The organism is Nostoc sp. (assembly GCF_036917415.1).
In the GTDB taxonomy this organism is placed as follows: Bacteria; Cyanobacteriota; Cyanobacteriia; order Cyanobacteriales; family Nostocaceae; genus Nostoc.
Window position 1 is genome coordinate 80,066 of the sequence record NZ_JBALDJ010000079.1, and the last position, 21,859, is coordinate 101,924.

Annotated in this window: 21 protein-coding genes; 12 read left to right on the top strand and 9 right to left on the bottom strand. The window is 42.4% G+C overall.

All coding sequences use genetic code 11. The features are described 5' to 3' along the window. Positions 1-35: 35 nt before the first annotated feature. Positions 36-710 carry a 7-cyano-7-deazaguanine synthase QueC gene (gene queC / locus V7K41_RS16915; protein WP_334849915.1) on the bottom strand — a complete coding sequence of 225 codons (675 nt, stop codon included), beginning with the start codon at positions 708-710 and terminating at the stop codon, positions 36-38. 338 nt (positions 711-1,048) lie between these two features. Here queC and V7K41_RS16920 point away from each other — a divergent pair, with 338 nt between their 5' ends. The 5 genes from V7K41_RS16920 (at position 1,049) to V7K41_RS16940 (ending at position 6,099) form a co-directional block, all read left to right on the top strand. Then, positions 1,049-2,131 carry a Gfo/Idh/MocA family protein gene (locus V7K41_RS16920; protein ID WP_099102323.1) on the top strand — a complete coding sequence of 361 codons (1,083 nt, stop codon included), beginning with the start codon at positions 1,049-1,051 and terminating at the stop codon, positions 2,129-2,131. 457 nt (positions 2,132-2,588) lie between these two features. Further along, the gene (locus V7K41_RS16925) at positions 2,589-3,212 is read left to right on the top strand and encodes a DedA family protein (RefSeq protein WP_104906145.1); all 624 of its coding nucleotides are present in this window, start codon (positions 2,589-2,591) and stop codon (positions 3,210-3,212) included. Positions 3,213-3,451: 239 nt separating this feature from the next. Next, positions 3,452-4,615, top strand: a complete 1,164-nt coding sequence (locus tag V7K41_RS16930; RefSeq protein ID WP_334849918.1) for a ParM/StbA family protein — start codon at positions 3,452-3,454, stop codon at positions 4,613-4,615. 5 nt (positions 4,616-4,620) lie between these two features. Further along, the gene (locus V7K41_RS16935; protein ID WP_334849920.1) at positions 4,621-5,100 is read left to right on the top strand and encodes a plasmid segregation centromere-binding protein ParR; all 480 of its coding nucleotides are present in this window, start codon (positions 4,621-4,623) and stop codon (positions 5,098-5,100) included. A gap of 303 nt (positions 5,101-5,403) precedes the next feature. Next, entirely contained in the window at positions 5,404-6,099 is a 696-nt protein-coding gene (locus tag V7K41_RS16940) for a SinI family restriction endonuclease (RefSeq protein WP_334849922.1), read from the top strand. Between the two features lie 30 nt (positions 6,100-6,129). Here V7K41_RS16940 and V7K41_RS16945 read toward each other — a convergent pair whose 3' ends face one another. Beyond that, positions 6,130-7,302, bottom strand: coding sequence for a DNA cytosine methyltransferase (locus tag V7K41_RS16945; RefSeq protein WP_334849924.1), 1,173 nt, complete (start codon positions 7,300-7,302; stop codon positions 6,130-6,132). A 305-nt stretch (positions 7,303-7,607) separates the two neighbouring features. Between V7K41_RS16945 and V7K41_RS16950 the strand changes: the two genes are divergently transcribed. Both V7K41_RS16950 and rdgB read left to right on the top strand, forming a co-directional pair. After that, on the top strand, positions 7,608-9,044 hold the full coding sequence (locus V7K41_RS16950; RefSeq protein WP_334849926.1) for a phosphoglucomutase/phosphomannomutase family protein: 1,437 nt from the start codon (positions 7,608-7,610) through the stop codon (positions 9,042-9,044). 86 nt (positions 9,045-9,130) lie between these two features. After that, entirely contained in the window at positions 9,131-9,709 is a 579-nt protein-coding gene (gene rdgB, locus V7K41_RS16955) for an RdgB/HAM1 family non-canonical purine NTP pyrophosphatase (protein ID WP_334849928.1), read from the top strand. Here the strand turns inward: rdgB and V7K41_RS16960 are convergent. From V7K41_RS16960 to thiD, 4 genes are all read right to left on the bottom strand, one after another. Then, the gene (locus V7K41_RS16960) at positions 9,699-9,833 is read right to left on the bottom strand and encodes a hypothetical protein (RefSeq protein ID WP_334849930.1); all 135 of its coding nucleotides are present in this window, start codon (positions 9,831-9,833) and stop codon (positions 9,699-9,701) included. The two genes, rdgB and V7K41_RS16960, sit on opposite strands and share 11 nt — an antisense overlap. Positions 9,834-9,840: 7 nt before the next feature. Continuing rightward, positions 9,841-10,179, bottom strand: coding sequence for a P-II family nitrogen regulator (locus tag V7K41_RS16965; protein WP_012410794.1), 339 nt, complete (start codon positions 10,177-10,179; stop codon positions 9,841-9,843). A 360-nt stretch (positions 10,180-10,539) separates the two neighbouring features. After that, positions 10,540-11,148: a hypothetical protein gene (locus V7K41_RS16970; RefSeq protein ID WP_334849932.1), complete on the bottom strand. Its 609-nt coding sequence runs from the start codon at positions 11,146-11,148 to the stop codon at positions 10,540-10,542. Between the two features lie 199 nt (positions 11,149-11,347). Next, a complete protein-coding gene (gene thiD / locus V7K41_RS16975; RefSeq protein ID WP_334849934.1) occupies positions 11,348-12,181 on the bottom strand; it encodes a bifunctional hydroxymethylpyrimidine kinase/phosphomethylpyrimidine kinase in 834 nt (277 codons plus the stop codon). A gap of 495 nt (positions 12,182-12,676) precedes the next feature. On the opposite strand from thiD, the gene V7K41_RS16980 reads away from it, so the two are divergent. Then, a complete protein-coding gene (locus tag V7K41_RS16980) occupies positions 12,677-12,874 on the top strand; it encodes a hypothetical protein (RefSeq protein WP_334849936.1) in 198 nt (65 codons plus the stop codon). Between the two features lie 306 nt (positions 12,875-13,180). Further along, complete coding sequence (locus tag V7K41_RS16985; RefSeq protein ID WP_334849938.1) at positions 13,181-16,069, top strand: choice-of-anchor D domain-containing protein; 2,889 nt, start codon at positions 13,181-13,183, stop codon at positions 16,067-16,069. Between the two features lie 325 nt (positions 16,070-16,394). Here V7K41_RS16985 and V7K41_RS16990 read toward each other — a convergent pair whose 3' ends face one another. Continuing rightward, entirely contained in the window at positions 16,395-16,829 is a 435-nt protein-coding gene (locus V7K41_RS16990) for a hypothetical protein (protein WP_334849940.1), read from the bottom strand. A gap of 119 nt (positions 16,830-16,948) precedes the next feature. Here V7K41_RS16990 and V7K41_RS16995 point away from each other — a divergent pair, with 119 nt between their 5' ends. The 3 genes from V7K41_RS16995 to V7K41_RS17005 all read left to right on the top strand — a co-directional run bounded on the left by V7K41_RS16995 (position 16,949) and on the right by V7K41_RS17005 (position 19,803). After that, on the top strand, positions 16,949-18,799 hold the full coding sequence (locus V7K41_RS16995; RefSeq protein ID WP_334849941.1) for a S8 family peptidase: 1,851 nt from the start codon (positions 16,949-16,951) through the stop codon (positions 18,797-18,799). A 177-nt stretch (positions 18,800-18,976) separates the two neighbouring features. Further along, the gene (locus V7K41_RS17000) at positions 18,977-19,423 is read left to right on the top strand and encodes a YybH family protein (protein ID WP_334849943.1); all 447 of its coding nucleotides are present in this window, start codon (positions 18,977-18,979) and stop codon (positions 19,421-19,423) included. A 146-nt stretch (positions 19,424-19,569) separates the two neighbouring features. Continuing rightward, positions 19,570-19,803: a hypothetical protein gene (locus tag V7K41_RS17005; RefSeq protein WP_334849945.1), complete on the top strand. Its 234-nt coding sequence runs from the start codon at positions 19,570-19,572 to the stop codon at positions 19,801-19,803. Here V7K41_RS17005 and V7K41_RS17010 read toward each other — a convergent pair. After that, positions 19,790-20,113, bottom strand: a complete 324-nt coding sequence (locus V7K41_RS17010) for a thioredoxin family protein (protein ID WP_094327275.1) — start codon at positions 20,111-20,113, stop codon at positions 19,790-19,792. The two genes, V7K41_RS17005 and V7K41_RS17010, sit on opposite strands and share 14 nt — an antisense overlap. A gap of 392 nt (positions 20,114-20,505) precedes the next feature. Next, positions 20,506-21,585 (bottom strand): recombinase RecA, encoded by a 1,080-nt coding sequence (recA, locus tag V7K41_RS17015; RefSeq protein ID WP_334849947.1) that lies wholly within the window; start codon positions 21,583-21,585, stop codon positions 20,506-20,508. Positions 21,586-21,859: the final 274 nt, after the last annotated feature.

Here is a 21,859-nt window from a genome sequence, read left to right on the forward strand (position 1 = left end):
TCTCTTCTCAATGCCCTGTTTGGCCAATGCCTCTACTATGCATACACCAGTGGATCGACAAGTCCTAATTCGGCAAAAGCTGCTAGCCGTAAGCGACAAGAATCACACACACCGCAGGCGACATCTCCACCAGTATAGCAAGACCAAGTTAGTTCCCAAGGAACTCCCAATTGGTTCCCCAATTGGATGATTTCAGTTTTTTTCAAGTTGATTAAGGGTGCAACAATATTAATTGGTCGTCCCTCACGCCCTTGTTTGGTTCCCAGGCGAAAAACTTCTTGCATTGCTTGGATATAGTCGGGGCGACAATCAGGATATCCTGAGTAATCCAGGGCATTAACGCCGATATAGACACGCTCTGCGGCGATCGCTTCGGCGTAACTAAGAGCAAAGCTTAAAAAGATGGTATTACGAGCTGGAACGTATGTTACAGGAATATTTTCAGACATTTCATCCAGCGATCGCTCCTGGGGTAAATCAATGGCATTATCGGTAAGGGCTGAACCGCCCCATTGTCGTAAGTCAAAGTTAACTACCTGATGTTTTGCGATCGCAGCTTTTTGAGCGACACTGAGCGCTGACTGTAACTCTCGTCGATGTCGCTGTTGGTAATCAAAGGAAATAGCATGACATTCACAGCCATCAGTTTGAGCTTTGTACAGAATTGTGGAAGAGTCCAATCCTCCAGATAACAGAATTACAGCTTTCATCTTGGTTGCAAATTTTGGATTTCAAATCAATGCATCAAACCTTAACAAGATGCCAGAAAGCAATGCCAAGGAGAATTTATACTTAGGTCTTATTGAAAGTTTTAAAGTTAATAAAAATACATATATTTTTCTAGAAAGTGTAAAATCCAAAGCAAACTCGAAATATCTATACAAAAGATATTTGGATTACGGGAACTGATCGCAAACTTTGAAATTCTTCATAAACATAGGCTCTATGTTACCATCTGGATGGTTTTAGACGGATCGTAACCGGCTTTCGAGTATAAACGCCAACGGCCGTAGCGTCTCTAAATTTGGTGGTTGAGGAGAGAATAATAGTGCAAAATAGCATGTCAGTGGCAGAACCGAATCCATATACACAGCGCAACCAGCCACGACCAATCCGCATAGGCGTGATTGGAGTGGGTAACATGGGACAACACCACGCTCGCGTGCTGAGTTCAATGAAAGATGTTGAACTAGTCGGAGTGGCAGATATTAACGTCGAGCGAGGATTAGAAACTGCCAGCAAGTACAAGGTGCGTTTTTTTGAAGATTACTGCGATCTGCTACCCCTTGTGGAAGCAGTTTGTGTAGCTGTTCCCACCCGTCTGCACTATGCCGTGGGCATCAACTGTCTGTTAGCGGGAATTCATGTTTTGATTGAAAAACCGATCGCAGCCAGTATTTCTGAGGCAGAGTCTTTAGTAAATGCCGCAGCTGAGTCTGGGTGTATCCTGCAAGTAGGTCATATTGAGCGTTTTAACCCAGCTTTTAAAGAACTGAGCCAAGTTCTAAAAACAGAGGAATTACTGGCGCTAGAAGCCCACAGAATGAGTCCTTACTCAGATCGAGCAAACGATGTTTCAGTTGTGCTGGATTTAATGATCCATGACATCGACCTACTTTTGGAATTAGCTGCTTCCCCAGTAACGAAATTGACTGCTAGCGGTACTCGCTCCCTAGACTCTGGTTATTTAGATTACGTAACTGCCACCTTGGGGTTTGCCAATGGTATTGTTGCTACTCTGACTGCCAGTAAAGTCACCCACCGCAAAATTCGCCGGATTGTCGCCCATTGCAAAAATTCATTTACTGAGGCAGATTTTCTCAAGAATGAAATTTTGATTCACCGACAAACGGCTGCCAATTCTCTCACCGATCACCGACAAGTACTTTATAGACAAGATGGTGTAATTGAAAAAGTTTACACTAGCAATATTCAACCACTGAGTGCAGAATTAGAACATTTTGTCAACTGTGTACACGGCGGCAATCAACCCTCAGTAGGTGGTGAACAAGCTCTCAAAGCCCTGAGACTCGCAAGTTTAATTGAGCAGATGGCGCTGGAAGATCGAGTTTGGAATCCCTTAGACTGGCAATCGGAACCAAGGGTACAATCTTTGACCCCCACAGTCTAGAAGAACAGGGGGATGAGGGAGACAAGGTGAAATTTTCTCCCTTCTCTCTCCGTGCTACCCCACAGCCCCAACTTCAGCAGAAAACCTACAGTATGTTTTTAAATTTGCCATCAAATCTTTAGATCCTTCCTAGTCCCTTTAAAAAGCAGGCTAAGGGGGATCTAAAAAATTAGAAAACAAAACCTACTGGTCTGTCCCATTAATTTTGGGAGTTTTGTAGTCAGCGATAAATCGTTCAATCTCAAGGGCTAGAGCTACTTACGAACTTTTATAACTCTCAACATTAATGAAACAGACCCATAGCTTCCACTTGTCTTGCTCTGTTTTTCAGTTCTAATGTCAATTTTTAGTATAGCCAAATTACCTTGACTCTAGCAAGCGAGGATAATTACCCTTTAAAAAAGCTAAAGCTGAATTTATTAACAAGACTAGTCCAGCAATTTCAGGAATTGACTCAATGCTTGAATGGATAACTAATACTATCAACTATTTTGGCTATTGGGGAATCGCCCTACTAATGTTTTTAGAGAACCTTTTCCCCCCCATTCCTTCAGAATTGATTATGCCACTGGCTGGATTTACAGCAAGTCCATATCAACCAGGAGGGGCAAAGCTGAATATTATTGGTGTGTTTTTCGCAGGACTTTTGGGTTCTGTATTGGGCGCACTTATTTGGTACTATCCGGGTAAGTTTTTGGGTGAAATCCGTTTGAAAGCTTGGGCTGACAAGTATGGCAAATGGCTGGCTATATCCAGTAAAGACATCACTAAAGCCAAAGAGTGGTTTGACCGACAAGGTAGAACAGCAGTATTAATTGGTCGTCTTGTGCCAGGAATCCGCACCTTGATTTCTGTTCCTGCAGGTATTAGCAATATGCCTTTGCTACCATTTTTGTTTTACACAACATTAGGTAGCGCTGCTTGGGTGGGTTTGTTAACATACTCAGGATACATATTGGGTAGTCAGTATGAACTTGTGGACAAGTACCTTGCTCCTGTATCCAAAATCGTACTTGGCGGTTTGGTTCTAGCATTTGTTTTCTGGATATTCAAGCGCCAGTTAAGACGCACTAGAAGATAAAACACGGACGCTTTTGGTTTGAAAACAGTGAAAGCAGGGGTTACATCTGGCTAAAATTCGCCTACACTATGCCAAATAATACTAGATGTACGTTGGCAAAGCCCACCAGAGGTATCGCCGGAATTAATTTTTGGCGTATTTCTAGCTACACTTGACGCAACCTAGAATTTCTGGTTGCTCGCATTTTTGTAAGATGAGCATGACAACTTTTTACAGTTAAGTTTGAACTAGGAGCTTTCATGACAGACCAACCTTCCGCCGCTACCCCCATCAATGCCGCTGCTATACCCATGAATAGGCAGCCGTTAGCATCGACTCCCATAAATGCTGTTAATAATAATCCTCCTATTAGCAAGACAGGTGGTGTTCCAGGGAAAACCATTCTCAGTGTTGATTTAGGCAGAACTTCCACAAAAACTTGTGTGAGTCGTGAACCAGGCAGTGTGGTGTTCGTACCTGCCAACGTCAAGCAGATGTCGATAGAACAAGTACGCGGTGGTGTTTTTGAAGCCAGAGCTACTGACCCCTTAATGGATTTGTGGCTGGAGTATCAAGGAAATGGATATGCTGTTGGTCAACTGGCAGCCGATTTTGGCGCGAATTTAGGAGTTGGACAATCTAAGGTAGAAGCTGCACTGGTAAAAGTATTAGCAAGTGCTGGCTACTTCAAACTCAGAGACGATATCTCAGTTGTACTGGGTCTGCCTTTTCTTTCCTTAGAGCAATTTGAAAAGGAAAAAGCACAGCTAATTAGCCAAGTCGGTGGCCCTCATGTGTTGAATTTCCGAGGCGAATCTGTGTCGCTGAACGTCAGTAAGGTATGGGTAATGCCAGAAGGTTACGGCAGCTTGCTGTGGTCTGAAGCTCAACCCAAGAAAAACCCTGGCAGTCCTGATTTTACAAAAATATCGGTGGCGATCGTCGATATTGGACATCAAACCGTCGATCTTTTGATGGTAGATAACTTCCGTTTTGCCAGAGGTGCTTCTAAGAGTGAAGACTTCGGGATGAATAAGTTTTATGAATTGGTGTCTGCCGAAATCGAGGGAGCAGATAGTCAATCTCTCGCGCTGATTTCTGCTGTTAACAAACCCAGAGGTGAACGCTATTACCGTCCTAAAGGCGCTAGCAAGCCCACCAACCTAGACGATTTTCTTCCCAACCTCACGGAGATGTTTTCTCGCGAAATCTGTAGCCGTGTGCTAGCCTGGTTGCCAGAACGCGTCACCGATGTGATTCTGACTGGCGGGGGTGGTGAGTTCTTCTGGGACGACGTTCAACGTCTGCTCAAGGAAGCAAAGATTAATGCTCATTTAGCAGCACCTTCCCGACAGGCGAATGCTTTGGGGCAGTATATTTATGGAGAGGCACAATTATCCTCCAATCGCGCTGCTAGGGCATAAAGCTGATGTTCCAATGGTCAAAAAAGGTAGTTAAATCCGTCACGTTCAACCCAGAGCTTGCTGATGAAAGCTTGTTAGCGCAAGTAGAAAGTTATTTGGAAAAACAACCAGACAAGACTTTCAGCGACCTCTGTAAAGAAGCCTTGTGGCAATCTTTATGTGTACCGGAATCTGTACAACCTGCTCCACAAACAGCAGCAACAACACCGGTTGAACAACAACTCGGTGAACTGCAACGTCAAGTGGCTGGACTTGAGGAACGTTTTTTTGCCAAGGGATCTAATCGTTTGGAGGCGATGGAACATCATCTACTGCAACTTTCTCAACAAGTTGCACAACTGGCGCTCATAGTCAATGATCGATCGTTCATTCCGTCTCCAAGTCAATTAGAAGTAGTAAATAATACTTCTTATACTGTTGCTACCCCTCCTCAAGAGGTTGACCCCGTAATCAGTCGCCTTAGTCAGTTTCTCGATGATTTTTAAGGAAAAATCAGGTTTGTGAGCAGTTTTTGCTCATGTTAACAATCCTTAATAGTTAATACTATTAAGGATTGTTAATGTTTATATATAGAAATATTGAGATTATTGAGATTTGTGTATCTATAAATATGAGCTTGACAAACAAAGTTTGGACGTGGTGAAGTTTTTGGAGTTAGGTAAGGCTTTGGGTATTACTCCTTGTGAATTGTTGGGAAAACTAGAACAAGTAACTTAAACAGCAAATTTTACCCAATAGTAACTGTGAGCAATAACCTAAAAATACCGGATTTTGATGCCAATCCGATCGTGTCAGAAGCTGAAAATATCGCAAAACTTCGTTCTGGGATGTTCTGGAATGATTCTGTAAAAACAGTTTTCTCCATCTGTTGTAATTCGCCTGAATTATTTCCATATTTAAAAGTATGCAATTCTCGCTTAGATTACATTACTAAGTGGTTAAATAAGTATTTTGGCGGTTATAATAATCGAGCCTCAAAGCGAACTAGTAAGAAAATAGGCACCGTTTCTGACAAAATTATTGACACGATTCTTTCGGCTCGTTTACCTACTCTCAGCACTGATGGTATTAATCACATAAAGTATGCTCATCGTCTTTCTATGTCGGCAGAAAACATATTAGGTCTTCTTTTAGAAGAATATCTTGCCGAAAAATTATCATTTTATGGTTGGTACTGTGCTTGGGGTGAAACTATAAATAAGGTTGATTTTTGCACCAAGAAAGGTGAGCTATTACAAGTTAAAAACCGTAGTAATTCTGAAAATAGTTCGAGTAGTAGTGTCCGCAAAGGAACTATCATTCGGAAATGGCATAAAGTCAATGCTCAAAATGGAGCTTACTATTGGAAAGAACTGAATCAATTAATAGGATGCTCTAATCTTTCTGAAGAAGACTTTGCTACCTTTGTTAGACAAACTATCGCTGAAAATCCCGCAGCATTGTATGTAGAAGATAGTAAATACTGGCAACAAGTTCAGTCATAAGAGTCCTCAAATAATTAACAAGCTAGGAATTTAGTGATTAAATAGCGAAAGCTGTTCAAAGACTGGTATCCCTTTAGGTTTCTCCTGTCTAATTAAACTATGTAAATAGTCACCAATAGCTTGAGCTAAAAGTACAGGTACAGCATTACCTATCTGTCGGTACTTAGAGGCTGTCGAACCATAGAAAATCCATGAGTCTGGAAAGGTTTGAATCCTGGCACACTCTCGAACACTTAGAGGACGCAGTTCCTCTGGATGACACATATCTGTAGCCTTTTGGTAAGGACTTGTAGTAACAGTAGGAGATGGTTTATCCCAACATAACCTTCTGTAAAACCCTACTTTGCCACCTCCAGATTTGTAAGCTCCTCCCATTGCTTCTTTTATCAAGTCGTTAGGTAAATCTCTCCAATTTTGACCACTTTTTAAAAGCTTTAAATATTGAAGACGGTTTTTTGAGTAGGAAGTATACTCTGGTTGTGGATCTTCTAAGTTTATGAGGGCATCTTTAAGAGTGCGCCATTGAGGTAATAAATAGCCATCTTTACTATGAGTAGGCAAAGGGAATGTCGCTGATTCACCATCTCTTGAGCCAATAAAGATTACTCGCGCTCTGTTTTGCGGAACACCGTAATCTGCTGCTTCCATTACTTTATAAATAACTTGATAACCAAGGCGCTTCATTTCTTCTAGAACAATCTCAAGAGCGCTCCCTTGCATTTCATTTAGTTCCAGAGGAGCATAACCCGTTCCTCGTTCCAGATGAGGTCTATGACGAATAGGAGCCGAGAGTAAACCTTTAACATTCTCCATGACAAAAAAGCGTGGCTGCACTTGTTCAACAATACGTATAAAGTCCATAAACAAGCTGCCACGCGGGTCCATAACTGAACCACGTTTTCCTGCTGTGCTGAAGGGTTGACAAGGAGGACCCCCAGTTACTAAATCTACTTCTCCAATGCGTAGGGGTCTACCAAGGTTAATAACATATCCCCCTTCTTCCAAAAGATTTTGAGGAGTGATGTTCTGTATATCTCTTGCTACGGCACTATTTAGGTGAGGTCGGTTGAAAGCTATAGTCTTGGCGACATCAGGATCTTTCTCAACAACACTTACCACCTGAAAACCTGCCTGTTCTATCCCAATATCCAGTCCACCTGCTCCTGTAAATAAACTAATTGATATTGCCCGATTGTCTATCACTGCTTTTGTCCTTACAGCCTTGATAAAATATACGACTTGCTGGAACCCTCAAGTCTGCTTAACGCTAACGATAGATACCTGCAATTCTAATAGTGTAAGCCTTTTGAAACAGTATGTTACAAAGGCGCTATCCTCTTTTAAATGTGGTAGGCGTAAACGTGCCGTTAGACATTACACCTCTACAATGCACAAATTTACTCCCTTTTGTGTTAAATATTATTAGTACATATTATTACTAGATTCTTTTTTTACTTTATACACTGTATAAATGCTAGAATCCTCAAGTAGACAGTTAGGATACTTAGATGCCAGTTGTAGCTAACTCAATCAAGTTTGGTACAGACGGCTGGCGGGGCGTTATTGGTGACGAGTTCACCTTTGAACGCCTAGCCCTGGTCGCGCCAGTCGCCGCAAAAGTATTATATGATACATATTTTTCTCAGGTGGGTAGCCGGACAATAATTGTCGGTTACGACCGCCGATTCATGGCCGAAGACTTTGCTCGTGCTGTTGCTGATACTGTCACCGCTGTCGGCTTTGATGTGCTATTGAGCGAGAGCTATGCCCCAACCCCAGCTTATAGTTGGGCAGCAAAACAACTCAACGCTTTAGGGGCGCTGGTAATTACAGCTAGTCATAATCCTGGGGCATATTTGGGCTTAAAAGTCAAGGGTTATTTTGGTGGGTCAGTGCCGCCAGAAGTCACAAAAGAGATAGAAGCGCAGTTGTCGGTGGGAGTACCACTAGCAGCTACCCCAGGCAAGCAAGAGAAATTCGATCCTTGGCCCAGTTATACCCAAGCGCTAGAAGGTAAAGTTGATATTGCCAAAATTCAGCAGGCGATCGCATCTGGCAAACTAACGTTATTTGCCGATGTCATGCATGGCGCTGCTGCTAGTGGATTGGCGAGACTACTAGGCGATCGGGTCAAAGAAATCAACAGCGATCGCGATCCCCTATTTGGTGGCGGTGCGCCGGAACCATTGCCTAAATACCTTTCAAAGCTATTTGAAGTCATCAAGACTCACCGAGAAACCGAGAAATCAGGTTTAACAGTGGGGTTGGTATTTGATGGAGACTGCGATCGCATTGCAGCAGTAGATGGAGAAGCAAACTTTCTAAGTTCCCAAGTATTAATCCCAATATTAATCAACCATTTAACCCTGCGACGCGGTTTTACTGGAGAAATAGTCAAAACTGTTAGTGGTTCCGATTTGATGCCCCTTGTAGCAGCATTACATAACCTGTCAGTCTTTGAGACAGCAGTTGGTTATAAATACATCGCTGACAGAATGTTAGTAGCAAAAGTATTGCTGGGCGGCGAAGAGTCGGGAGGAATTGGCTATGGCAGCCATATTCCCGAACGTGATGCCCTGCTGTCAGCCTTGTACGTTCTAGAGGCGATTGTAGAATCTGGTTTGGATTTAGGTGAATATTATCGCCACTTGCAGAAACAAACAGGGTTTACCTCAGCATACGATCGCATTGACTTGCCCTTAGCAAGTATGGAAGTGCGATCGCGTCTTTTGCAACAACTGCAAACCCAACCCTTAACGGAAATTGCAGGGTTAGCAGTAATTGATTGCCAAACAATTGACGGCTACAAGTACCGCCTTGCTGATAAAAGCTGGTTAATGATTCGCTTTAGCGGTACTGAGCCAGTTTTACGCCTGTACTGCGAAGCCCCGACAATTGAACAAGTGCATCAAACTCTTGCTTGGGCGAAACAGTGGGCAGAGTAAAATTCATAATTAGTCATTAGTCATTTGTCCTTTGTCCTTGGTAAATGACTAATGACCAATGACAAATGACTAATGACCAATGACAAATGACTAAATTACTTGTAGTAGCCACAGGAAATCCTGGTAAGTTACGGGAAATGCAAGCTTACCTGGAAAATTCTGGTTGGGAATTAACCCTCAAGCCTGAAGAGTTGGAAATTGAAGAGACGGGTGAAACTTTTGCCGCTAATGCTTGTCTGAAAGCATCACAAATTGCTAAAGCTACAGGAAACTGGGCAATTGCGGATGATTCTGGTTTACAAGTAGATGCCTTAAATGGCGCACCAGGGGTGTATTCTGCACGTTACGCCAAAACCGACTCAGAACGCATTGCTAGGGTATTGAGAGAATTAGGCAACGAGATAAATCGGCAAGCTCAATTTGTTTGTGCAGTAGCGATCGCTCGTCCTGATGGTGCGATCGTATTACAATCTGAAGGTATTTGTCGCGGCGAAATTCTCCACGCACCTCGTGGTAATAGTGGTTTCGGCTACGACCCAATTTTTTATGTGCAAGAGTTGCAATTGACTTTTGCGGAGATGACACGGGAACTGAAGAGGTCAATTAGCCATCGAGGCAAGGCTTTTACAGCTTTACTTCCGCAACTAGAGAGAGTTAAGAATTAGGAGAGACGCGATTAATCGCGTCTGTACAAGAGTTAGGAGAGACGCGATTAATCGCGTCTGTACAAGAGTTAGGATTTATGAATTCTGCTAAATCTTCATTCATTAGTCCTGACTCACGACTCATAACTTTTTTAAACTGCTTCTGTGTTCTTTTCGCCGGTGCGAATCCGAATCACTTGCTCAACAGGCGAGATGAAAATTTTACCATCGCCGATTTCACCAGTGCGGGCAGCAGCAATAATTTTGTCTACCACCATATCAACCTGATTGTCGTCAACTACGATTTCCACTTTGAGTTTTTGGAGAAACTCAACGGTGTACTCAGAACCACGATACCGTTCAGTTTGACCTTTCTGCCGTCCGAACCCCCGGACTTCAGAAACAGTCATGCCAACAATACCAGCGTTAACTAAGGCAATTTTCACCTCATCTAGCTTAAATGGGCGGATAATAGCTTCTACTTTTTTCATCTTCTTGACTCCTGACTTCTACTAGCTTCGTTTATATATCTAACCAGATCCGCTGTCTGAAGCTGTAACTAGCAGTGCTTTTCCTAAAAAATATGTAATAATTACAACTTTTTTAAAGTATAAGTGCTTTACTTGAGGTTTTATGACATGAGAAGCGGCAAGGATTTATTAATTGGATAATCTTTGAGGTTCTAACATAAAGAAGTTGTTGTCAATTTAGCATTTTATGTAGCTTTTATTACCTAAAAATAGATCGTTTCTGCGATTTAGCAGATTTGTTCGGATATTTAGAGAGCGATTGCAGACAAATTGCACGGTAGCCCGAAAGTCTGCTACTGCTGCTGAGTGTGGGAATGTCAACTAACGTTTCTGATGTTCAAACAAGGGACGCACAACGAAATACCCAGCACTAAAGGCAGTCAGCATGATTAACAAGATAGTAATAATTAACCACCAGCCATTGAGTTCTTTGACATCTGGCTCAGTAGTGGAATAATAACTTACTTGTTGCTCTTCTATAAAAACTGGTTCTGGTATCGGGAAATTCATTTCCATTACAGGTGTAGAAAAGTCTTGGCGGCGGCTTTTTTCACATGGTGTTTTGGGCACAACCGATGGACGCGAACGAGAAACCTGCTGAGGTGGACGTGCTTGTGTTACTGGCTGTTTGGCAGCATTTTTAACGTCACCAGAAGCTTGGTTAGCTTGGTGATAACTAGGTGTAGTATGGGAGTCCACAAAATTTTGCAAACGAGAAAAAGACTCAACGACTTTGGTAATTTCTTGACGTAATAGTTGATTTTCTTGTGCTAGTTGCTGATTTTGAATGGTGAGTGCATTTAGCCTCGCCTGTACTGCTTGTAACTCTGTTGACAATTCCCTGTATACAGATAGTGGTACAGAGGGAGGGTAGGCTTGAGTAGTCGGTGTTGGCGAATTCCTGTGAACAGAACCTATGGTTGTTCGCATTGGGGGCTTGGTATTAAAAATCAAAGTAATTAGATCGTACAGAGATGCTAACAGAGATAGTCATCCCTGAAACTATGCCCAAGAATAATAGAAAAATACCGAAAGGGCAAAGATTTTTTATTTGGGCATTGGGGATGAAGTACTGAGAAAACTTTTCTCTAGTCCCCATCCCCAATGCCCAGTCTCCAATCCCTAATCCCTAGTATCTAGTCCCTAGTCCCCACAATGGGAAGAAGTGTCCCACAGGGCCTTGCCCTTCGCCAATATCTAGGGCGTAAGTGAGTGCGGTAGTCACATATTCCTTTGCCTGTTGCACTGCCTGCCACAAATCTTTTCCTTTAGCTAGATTAGCAGCGATCGCAGCCGATAGTGTACAACCAGTACCGTGGGTATTTTTTGTCTCTACTTGCTGGCAAGTCAAAACTTCCAACTTGTCCCCATCAAACCAGATATCAACGCCACGCAAATCTCCCTGCATACCTCCGCCTTTAACTAAAACAACCTTCGTCTTTAAAGTCTTGTGAATAATTTCAGCAGCGGCTTGCATATCCTCTAAAGAATTAATTTGTAAACCGCTCAAAATTTGGGCTTCATAGCGATTGGGCGTAATCATAACCGCTTTGGGAATCAGGGCATGGCACAGAGTCTTTACAGCATCATCATCAATCAATTGTGCTCCCGTACGTGACACCATTACTGGATCGACTACTAAATTATTGATTTGTAAAGCTTCCACTTGCTGGGCAACAGCAAAGATAATTTCCTGATTGAGCAACATTCCTGTTTTGGCAGCTTGTACGCCAATATCCTCAACTACTGCCTGAATTTGCGCCACAACAGCCTCTGTTGGCATAGCATCAACCCTCTTCACTCCTAGAGTGTTTTGCGCCGTGACGCAGGTTATAGCACTAGTACCGTGGACACAGTGAAAAGCAAAGGTACGTAAATCAGCTTGAATTCCTGCACCGCCACCGCTATCTGAACCAGCAATGGTTAAAGCAACAGGTATTCTGGAGTTTATTTCAGTGTTCATATTATAGCCGTAGCCACATAGGTTAGGACAGTGTTGATTGCTCAAAGCTTTAAAGCAACTGGGTTTTTACTCAGCACGGGCTAAACGCCCCGCTTCCGCTAACAGCACTCAGCACTCAGCACTTTGCTATATAAAGATTAAGTAAGTTGGTGTCATCAAACCAAACTATCTCAAAGATTGATGAACTAGGCTAAAATCCTCTTCCCTCTTGCCCGATTTCAACGACTGACTCCACTAGACACTTCCATAGTTTTTTTGCTTTTGTTGTAAAAAAATTTACCATATTCCGGGCATTCACTGATATCAAGTGCTATTTGTAAAGGTTAGTTTTAATTAAGTTCACAACGCTCAGTTACACCGCTTAAAACAGGTTCAACTAAGTTGTTACATTAGTCCCCTTAAGTTAAAGGGTCAACCTAACTAAAGTTTCAACCAATTTAACTTCGATCGCTTTAACTTTAAATCCCAAATTATCAGCCAAGGGTGAATTTTACCATGCAGATTTGGCAACCTCCTGACCTAAAACAACGTATAAAGTCCAGAGGAATTACTATGCCAAATACGATCGTTTTATTGAAAAAAGCAGATGTTAAAGCTGGTTTGCAAAGAGCAGCGATGTCTACGATGGGCTACGCCCATGCAGCTGCTAAAGATGAAGACACGATTCAATTCAACTTTATCCAGTCTTCCTAAGAGGATATCTGATGACAAGTCTGGAGTAGAAGCATCTATGCGTTAATCGTCCAATTACTCTCAACAAAACTCTGATGATTGACGGTATTGATATTCCTAGTTTAACTGTCAACGGTTGACAGGAAAAAAATTTTTCAGGTTTACAACAGCGTTTCTACAATCGATGCAATTTTAAGTCGCGATCGGACAACTGTGACTGTTTTTAACAGTGTAGATAAATGACTCGTTCAAATAACTACTTAGCAACTGAAGAAAGTTGCTGAGATTGTACTACCAATTTCCCCTACATATATTCGGAGTAAACAAATGGCTGGCAATACATATTACGTTTCTGCAACAGGTAGTGATAAAAATAATGGCTTAGACGAAAAATCTGCATTTCTCAGCTTGGGTAGAGCCGTGTATGAGATGAAAGCAGGCGACACGCTCTATGTCATGAATGGAAATTATCAAATGAAAGGGGTTACGCTTTTAAACTTGAATGGCTCACCAGATAACTGGACAACAATAAAAGCTTATCCAGGGGCTACGCCGACGATAACAACAACGGGAAGTGGCATTAATATATTGAGTTCATCCTATGTACGGATTGAAGGACTTGATATAAAAGGCAATCGGGAAAACGTCACTCTCGAATATGCCTTGCAAGAGAAGAATAACCTTAATAATCCCTTGACCAATAGTAATGGAATTGCTGTTAATGCATCGAAAAACGACGCTGGTGTAATAACTGGTACTAATCCTCATCATATTGTCATTACTGGTAACACAATCCATGACTTTCCAGGTGGAGGCATAGCATTCAGTAATTCAGACTATATAACTGTTGAGAAAAACATTGTGTCTGGAAACGCTTGGTATTCACCTCACGGCAATCAGGGAATAACCTCCCTCAACAGTTTTAATTTTGATAACAATACCACTGACTACAGAATGATTTTTCGAGACAACATTGTCTACGATAACCAAAGTTTAATTCCGTGGAAAAATGGAGGCACTGACAAAATCACTGAGGGACATGGGATTATGCTTGATACCACCAATACCAGCAAAGATAATGTGGCTTATACAGGTAAGGCATTAATTGCAAATAACATTACTTACAACAATGGAGGTGCAGGCATTAATGTTTTCAAAGCCACCAATGTTGATGTTATCAATAACACGGCTTACAAGAATGCCCAGGTTCTTCCAGAATCTGGAGAGATTGGTGTTACTTACTCGGAAAATGTACGTGTCTACAACAATATTTTATATGCAAGCGACAATCAAAATGCTAATAGAGTTAAGTATGACACAAATGTAATTTTCGATCGCAATCTTGTTTATAACTCGAACCTATTCCAAGCTTCAGATGATTTAAACGCTACAGGGTTACAAAATCTTTTGGGTCAAGATCCTCAATTTGTTGATGCAGACAATGGGAATTTTGCACTCAAACCTGGAAGTGTTGCGATCGATGGTGGTTCCAATGCCTTCAATAGCATCACTAAGAGGACTCCTCAGGATGGTGATGGTAATGGCAGTACAGTCATTGATATTGGTGCATACGAAGCTCCCCGCAACTCTACCAAAACCCCAGAAATTCAAGTTCTCAATGGCAATATTGACATTATAGATGGCAACACCGCCATTAACTTTGGCGAGACTCTTGTTGGTGAACCCTTGACTAAAACCTTTACCATCAAGAACACCGGTATAGCTGTACTCAAGCTGAGTAATCTTAAACTTCCTGACGGATTTAGTTTGGTTGGAACTCTTCCAACGAGTGTGGCTGTTAATGCTTCCACCACCATATCCGTGGCACTCAATCCCACTGCACCCGGCCTCTATAGTGGCAGCCTCAGTTTAAACAACAACGACATTAATGAAAGCCGCTTTGACTTTGCCATTAGTGGCACAGTTTATACCCCGGAAATTCAAGTTCTCAATGACAATGTTGACATTACAGATGGCAACACCACCGCCATTAACTTTGGTCAAACGACAGTTGGTGACACCTTAACCAAAACCTTTACCATCAAGAACATCGGTACAGGCGCACTCAAGCTGAGTAATCTTAAACTTCCCGACGGATTTAGTTTGGTTGGAACTCTTCCAACGAGTGTGGCTGTTAATGCTTCTACTACCATATCGGTGGCACTCAACCCCACTACAGCTGGTACTTATAGTGGCAGCTTCAGTTTAAACAACAACGATATTGATGAAAGCCCCTTTAACTTTGCCATCAGTGGCACAGCTAGACCCGCTCCTGCCCCGGAAACCCAAGTTCTCAATGGTACTAACTCCAATGACACCTTTACTATCCAACGAGGCGATGGCAAGTACAGCATCACCGACTTTGGTGGTGTAGGTACTAACTCAAACCCTTCGGCTGCCGTAATTGCCAAAGTAGATACCTTGCAATTTATTGGGACTGAATTGACTGCAAGAAATCTGCAATTAACTCAAAATGGCAATAATTTAGAAGTTACCTTTGAAAATGTGGGTAATACCAAAGTCACTCTGCAAAACTTTAAGTTAGAAAACCTAGAGAACTTAGCCGCATCGACAACAAGACCTGCCATTGGCAATATCATCTTTGACGGAGAAGACAGTGTTACCAAAAGCTTTGATGTGATTAGTGCCAACTCCACTCAAACGTATATTTCCACCGCAAACTGCGTCACGTTCCTCAATGACTTGAACAATAACATTAGCGGTTTTTACAATTCCAACGATGTGATTAATGGTCAAGGGGGTAATGATACTATCAATGGCAGCGGTGGTGACGACTTGCTGCGGGGTGGTACTGGCAACGATCTTCTGATTGGTGGACAGGGCAACGATACTCTTGTGGGTGGTGTCGGTGCTGACTCTTTCCTCTACGACACCAATTCTATCTTTAATAGTGCTGTTGTGGGTATTGATACTATCGCTGACTTCAATCACTCTCAAGGTGATAAGATTGTCCTCGATCAGACTACCTTTAGTGCTATTACTTCTGATGTGGGAACGGGTTTTAGTAACGCCAGTGATTTTCAAATCACCAGTTTAGGGGCACTTAGCAATGCTGTAATTGTTTACGACCGTATGACTGGGCAGTTATTTTACAATCAAAATGGTAGCGCTGCTGGTTTCGGCAGTGGTGGTCAATTTGCACAACTTACTGGTGCGCCCTCTCTTACTGCCTCTGATTTCATCATTCAAGCATAGCTGGGTCGGGTCAACTGAATGCAAGTGTAATCCAAACATGAATCGAGTTTTAAGGCGGCTTTCAATTAGATAGACCACACCCATAGGGGCATAACATCTGGTGAAAAAGAATGTAGAGATGTAGCACGGCTATGTCTCCACAAGGGTTTTGGATAACGTATATTTAATTTATAGAGATGTTGAATAAATGGTAGTCAAGTAAAAGCCATTCCAAAAAACATCTTTCTAATAAAAACGTCGTTGCCCATGAATAATATTACTACTAGCAATCTAACTTTTTGACCAGAAATAGCCGTCTTATTTGGAACTTATAGTTTTAATATAACTACTGCTGTGGTTGCGATCGCAAGTTTTGTAATAGTCCCTGCAAAAACTTACCCCATTCTGCTGCCAAAGGGACTTCTGTAAACGGAACCCGCACTGAGTTAGTAGATTCATAAAATAGAAATTCTAATTCTATAGAACGACCTCTTTCAGGTGGATTGTTTACATCTACTGATTTTTCATCTACTAAAAGCTGGATTTGTTTGATATCAAGCAAGGAGAATGTTTCTAGTTTAATCGGCCCTTGAGGCGTGGGTTTTCCCCAAGTTATATTATTGCCTTTTTGACCCAATACAGCATAAATATCATACTTAGCCCGTTCAAATTGCTCTGCCCAGACGCGATAAGCTTCGACTTTTTGATACTCCTTCGAGCCTTGCCAAGCTAACCAGAAAAACATTCCTAACAGAGGCAACCACAAAAGACCACGTTCCATCGTTAAAAAAATCCTGATTCCTGAATAAAACTTGTAACTAAAAGTGCAAAATCTACCAACAAGTGATGCAAATAAGTTATGGTAGTGAGCAAACTGGCAAAAAGCGGTGATGAGTTAATATGAGAAAACTTATATTATTGTGCTTGTTTGTCATTGGGCTGGGATCTGCCATATTTGGTTTCCTGAATTTCCAGGGATTGGCAGCTAAAGGAGAGTTTGAGACGATTTTGCTTGATTTTCGGGAAGATATTCCATCACTTGTAGTGGAACAGGATTTGCAAGCGATCGCCAAACAATACAACGTTACACCCCAATTAGACAACAAGTTTTCCAAAAAAGATAATGTGTATATTATCAAGGGCGATCGCCAACGGCTCCAAGAACTGAAAAAATCTCAGTTTGCCCAAGCGACAGAATTCATTGAACCAAACTATATCTACAGCAAGATTCCACAACCAGGTAAAATCGCTTGGCTAGGAGAATTTTTGCGACCCCAAGAAGATGAAGAAGCAAGTCCTTCATTAACTGGCCCTAATGACCAATATTACAGCAAGCAGTGGAACTTGCACAAAATCGGTGTTGAAGGCGCATGGAGTCAAACCAAAGGCAGTGGCATTACAGTCGCAGTGATTGACACTGGAATTACCAAGGTTCGCGACTTGTATGAGACAAAATTCGTCAAGGGCTATGATTTTGTTAACGACCGAGAAGAAGCCACAGACGATAATGGTCACGGTACCCATGTTGCTGGAACTATTGCTCAAGCCACAAATAACAAATATGGCGTCGCTGGAATTGCCTACGAAGCCAGTCTGATGCCGTTGAAGGTACTCAGTTCTTATGGCGGTGGTACCGTTGCCGATATTGCCGAAGCGATTAAATTTGCTGCTGATAAAGGCGCAGATGTGATTAATATGAGCTTGGGTGGTGGCGGTGAAAGCAAGTTGATGAAAGATGCGATCGAGTATGCCCATAGAAAAGGTGTAGTTATTGTTGCCGCAGCCGGTAATGAAAACACCAATGGAGCAAGCTATCCAGCCCGCTATCCCTATGTCATCGGCGTTTCGGCAATTGGTCCAGATGGCGAAAAAGCGCCCTATTCTAACTTTGGTGCCGGGGTAGATATATCTGCTCCTGGTGGTAGTGAAGCTGGTAAGATTCTCCAAGAAACCATCGATGAAAAGGGCGAAGGCGTATTTCTGGGTTTTCAGGGTACAAGCATGGCTTCTCCCCACGTTGCTGGTGTTGCAGCATTAATCAAAGCTGCTGGCATCCAAGAACCAGATGAAGTTTTAAAAGTCCTCAAGCAGTCCGCACGAGTTATTCAGGATGATGGTTTGAACTATTATGGCGCTGGACAGCTCAATGCAGAAGCAGCGGTCAAACTAGCCTTTAGCGGGCAAATCAGTTTCCCAGATTTCTTTCGGTGGTTACGGGATAACGGCTATCTTAACCCCGGCTTTTGGATTGATGGTGGTGCGGTAGCACTGTTACCCAAGGTTTTAATGGTAGTTGGTTCCTATCTGCTGGCTTGGTTTTTACGCGTTTACTTCCCCTTCACTTGGAGTTGGTCTTTATCCAGTGGACTAATTGCCGGCAGTTCTGGGTTATTCTTCCTCAAGGGAATCTATATTTTTGATCTTCCCCAATGGCCTTTTCGGGTTTTGGGCAGTTCAATTCCCGAATTAGGAAATACCCTCCAGGGAACTGATGCATTAAATCCTCTATTTGCCAGTGTACTGATTCCCATTGTGTTGATGGCATTGCTGCTGGGACATCCTAGTTGGAAATGGTTCGCCATTGGTTCAACTTTAGGTGTAGCAGCAAGCCTAACTATAAGTGCGTTTTTCGAGCCGACAGTTTGGGGATTAGGAAGTGGTAACTTAGCACGCCTCTTTCTCATTGCTAATGCCCTAATCTGTTATGGATTGGCTCGTTTAGCATTGAAAAACGAAGAAAAGATAGCATAAATCGGAATTGGACTTTGGACAAAAGTATTAATACTGATGATCGTTAGTGTCTGGGCTATGGTTGTGGTTAGATAGCGTCGGCGCAGCCCAACCCAGGCATCGCTATCTTTGGCGCTCTTCGTATATTACAAAATGAAGTGCGGAAAGTGGGATAACAACTGAACAAAGAAAAGTGATATGACAACTGAAAATGGTAAATCAAATGATGAAGCCCAAATTCGCACGATAATCGAGGAGCGCATCAAAGCAGTCCACGACAAGGACATCAATGCGCTTTTGTCCAATCACGCACCTGATATTCTGTCGTTTGATATCATCAATCCACTGCAATATATCGGAGCAGATACGGTCAAAGAACGCGCCCAGAAGTGGGTTTCTTCGTTTCAAGGCTCAATCGGCTATCAGATTCGAGACCTGAACATCACGACGGGCGAAACGGTGGCTTTCTGCCATTACCTCTATTGTGTTAGTGGAACGCTGACAGATGGAGGGAAAGTCGAAATGTGGGTGCGGGCGACTGTTTGCTTGCGTGAGATTAACGGCAAGTGGATGATTGTGCATGAGCACCAATCAGTGCCTTTCGACCCGGAGACAGGCAAAGCCTCGCTTAATCTTAAGCCGTAGGACTTCGTAAATCATAAGACACGCCTAACAAGTCGTTGGAAGCAAGCGCGAATTTGTCCAAAGTCCAAATCGGGAATGGGACATAAATATAACTCCTCATTCCTAACTTTTTCATTCCTAACTCCCTCACTCCCTCAGCACTGTTTATGAGCATTACACTTACAGGTACAATCGAACGCCGTGATATTGGCACAGGCGCATGGGCGTTAGTCACAGAAGAGGGTGTTACTTACGAAATCCTCAGAGGGGCTGACAAAGACTTACTCAAAGCTGGACAAAAAGCAAAAGTTAAAGGACAGGTACGTGAAGATATCATGACTACTGCCATGATTGGCCCTGTGCTGGAGGTCAAGTCTTTTGAGGTAATTAGTTCTGATTAGCTGTAGAATTCAAAACTTCTTGCAGACGACTTCTAAACTCCCCTTTGGGATGACCTCCTTTTACCTCACCAACAATCTGAAATTCCCCCTCTGGAGAATTGCAGATGATGTAAGTAGGCCATCCCATTTCTGATTTATCGGGATATTGAGTCAATAAAATCTTGCGATACTTGCGATAAGCAGTCGTATCTTGCATTTTTACATCAATAAATTCTAAACCCAGTTCTTCAGCCACCTTTTTGTCATAAAAAGACATTTTGTGGCAAATGCCGCACTCTTCTGAAGAGAACTTAATTACAGCTAAACTCATGGGTTGGCTACTCTTTGATTCTAGGCAAAGTTTTTTAGGATAATGCTATGAAATATTACCATATAGCTGGTCATTAGTGTCAACTTTAGGCTGAAACCCTGATTCAGTATTTTTTCCTCCTTCTCTGCTTTTAGTAGGGAAGGCAATTTTTGGAGAGATTCTGCTTCAAGTACTATATTCCTAGTCTTTGAACATCTGTGACAACCCAGTGCGATCGCTAAAATCGCTAAAATATAAACTAGGATGTGTTTATCAGTCCAAATCTATTCACTGTCTGGATTTAGGCTTATATTTTACAATGCCTGAATCTCGATTTTTGGAAAAAATAAGGTGCGTTATGTCTTTGTAACGCACCATCTATTAGCAATTGCAGATTAATAAGTCCACATTCTTTATTCTTCTGGCTCTAAATCTACTTCTTCCTCTTCATCTTCGTCACTAGCTTTAGCTACGGAGTTAGCAGAAACAACAGCGCCTTTATCAAGCTTTTCACGCACCAGTTTCTTAATTTCTTCAGCAAATTCAGGCTTTTCTTCTAGATACTTAATGGCGTTATCTCGTCCTTGGGAGATATTATCGCCATTGTAACTATACCAAGCTCCTTTGCGGACAATAATGCCAGTTTCTTCTGCTAAGTCAACAACACAACCCAAGGTAGAAATACCTTTACCAAAAATAATGTCAAATTCCGCTATTCTAAAAGGCGGCGCTACTTTATTTTTGGCAACTTTGACTTTAACGCGATTACCAAATTCTTCTGTACCTTTTTTCAAGGTTTGAATCCGGCGAATATCCAAGCGCACCGAAGCGTAAAACTTTAATGCATTACCACCAGTTGTGGTTTCTGGGCTACCGTAAGTAACACCGATTTTTTGCCGCAACTGGTTGATGAAAATTACTGTACAACCAGATTTACCAATATTCCCAGTAATTTTACGTAGAGCTTGGCTCATTAACCGCGCTTGCAAACCAACGTGAGCATCACCCATATCGCCTTCAATTTCAGCACGGGGAACCAACGCTGCTACTGAGTCTATGACTACAATATCAACCGCAGCAGAACGAACGAGCTGATCGACAATTTCCAAAGCTGATTCGCCAGTGTCAGGTTGGGAAATCAGCAAATTATCAATATCTACACCCAAGGCCGCAGCATAAGTAGGGTCTAGGGCGTGTTCAGCATCAACAAAGGCAGCAATACCACCATTTCTTTGCACTTCGGCGAGCGCATGTAGCGCTACTGTAGTCTTACCGGAACTTTCCGGCCCATAAATTTCTATTACCCGCCCCTTGGGTAAACCACCACCCAATGCTAAATCTAGGGTGAGCGCCCCACTGGAAATCGTCTCCACCCGCATCCGGGTGGCATCGCCCAAGCGCATGATTGCTCCTTTACCAAAGCTGCGCTCAATCTGGTTAAGCACCATAGTCAGCGCTTTTTGCTTGCCTGAAGTATCTGTGTTGATAGCCATTCCTGCCTCTAATGCCTCTAAATATATGGTTTTAAGGAGTGTTGCTCTGGGAGTTTGAGTAGAACAGATATACTATTTTAACCAGAAAATTCTGGAATAGAACTTCTCAAATCAAAAAAGGGTGTGACAAGATCGTAACTCGATCGCTACCAAATTAGGGTAGCTCTGCACAATGATACCAACTTGCATTCAGAGATAGCTTTTTTTGGCTGGGTAAGCAAGGGTTTTCAAAGAAAAAATAAATTACCTAAACAACACTGTCAGTAGAACCGTA